Source organism: Streptomyces sp. NPDC057900, from assembly GCF_042887885.1.
GTDB lineage: Bacteria > Actinomycetota > Actinomycetes > Streptomycetales > Streptomycetaceae > Streptomyces.
The window spans coordinates 1962-3789 of sequence record NZ_JBHVOI010000030.1 but is presented as its reverse complement, the minus strand read 5'-3'; the positions used below and the strand labels follow the sequence as shown (position 1 = coordinate 3789).

At 57.2% G+C, this 1828-nt stretch carries 1 rRNA gene (running past one end of the window); it reads right to left on the bottom strand.

Annotation, left to right across the window (positions count from 1 at the left end):
• A 23S ribosomal RNA gene (locus tag ACFVQ0_RS37115) occupies positions 1-1729 on the bottom strand; it reaches 1496 nt to the left of the window's first position.
• Positions 1730-1828 lie beyond the last annotated feature (99 nt).

Sequence of the window (1828 nt, the reverse complement as noted above, 5' to 3'; positions counted from 1 at the left end):
AATGTGTGACGGATTTACCTACCACACGGCCTACACCCTTACCCCGGGACTACCACCGCCCGGGCTGGACTACCTTCCTGCGTCACCCCATCGCTTACCTACTACAAGTCTGGTTCATCGGCTCCACCACTACCCTCAACTCCGAAGAGATCGGGCCGGCTTCACGGACTTAGCATCGCCTGATTCAGTACTGGGCGTTTCAAAGCGGGTACCGGAATATCAACCGGTTGTCCATCGACTACGCCTGTCGGCCTCGCCTTAGGTCCCGACTTACCCTGGGCAGATCAGCTTGACCCAGGAACCCTTAGTCAATCGGCGCACACGTTTCTCACGTGTGTATCGCTACTCATGCCTGCATTCTCACTCGTGAACCGTCCACAACTCGCTTCCGCGGCTGCTTCACCCGGCACACGACGCTCCCCTACCCATCCACACAGGCGTTGGCCCTATATGTGTGAATGACACGACTTCGGCGGTACGCTTGAGCCCCGCTACATTGTCGGCGCGGAATCACTTGACCAGTGAGCTATTACGCACTCTTTCAAGGGTGGCTGCTTCTAAGCCAACCTCCTGGTTGTCTCTGCGACTCCACATCCTTTCCCACTTAGCGTACGCTTAGGGGCCTTAGTCGATGCTCTGGGCTGTTTCCCTCTCGACCATGGAGCTTATCCCCCACAGTCTCACTGCCGTGCTCTCACTTACCGGCATTCGGAGTTTGGCTAAGGTCAGTAACCCGGTAGGGCCCATCGCCTATCCAGTGCTCTACCTCCGGCAAGAAACACACGACGCTGCACCTAAATGCATTTCGGGGAGAACCAGCTATCACGGAGTTTGATTGGCCTTTCACCCCTAACCACAGGTCATCCCCCAGGTTTTCAACCCTGGTGGGTTCGGTCCTCCACGAAGTCTTACCTCCGCTTCAACCTGCCCATGGCTAGATCACTCCGCTTCGGGTCTAGAGCGTGCAACTCAAACGCCCTGTTCGGACTCGCTTTCGCTACGGCTTCCCCACACGGGTTAACCTCGCTACACACCGCTAACTCGCAGGCTCATTCTTCAAAAGGCACGCAGTCACGACTGCATGTGCAAGCACATACAGCGACGCTCCCACGGCTTGTAGGCACACGGTTTCAGGTACTATTTCACTCCGCTCCCGCGGTACTTTTCACCATTCCCTCACGGTACTATCCGCTATCGGTCACCAGGGAATATTTAGGCTTAACGGGTGGTCCCGCCAGATTCACACGGGATTTCTCGGGCCCCGTGCTACTTGGGTGTCTCTTAAACGAGCCGTTAATGTTTCAGCTACGGGGGTCTTACCCTCTACGCCGGACCTTTCGCATGTCCTTCGCCTACATCAACGGTTTCTGACTCGTCTCACAGCCGGCAGACTATGAAAAAGAGATCCCACAACCCCGCATGCGCAACCCCTGCCGGGTATCACACGCATACGGTTTGGCCTGATCCAGTTTCGCTCGCCACTACTCCCGGAATCACGGTTGTTTTCTCTTCCTGCGGGTACTGAGATGTTTCACTTCCCCGCGTTCCCTCCACACTGCCTATGTGTTCAGCAGCGGGTGACAGCCCATGACGACTGCCGGGTTTCCCCATTCGGACACCCCCGGATCAAAGCTTGGTTGACAGCTCCCCGGGGCCTATCGTGGCCTCCCACGTCCTTCATCGGTTCCTGGTGCCAAGGCATCCACCGTGCGCCCTTAAAAACTTGGCCACAGATGCTCGCGTCCACTGTGCAGTTCTCAAACAACGACCAGCCACCCGTCACACACCACCTGAGCGGTGCTTCACCGGGGCCGGCAACCGAAGGACG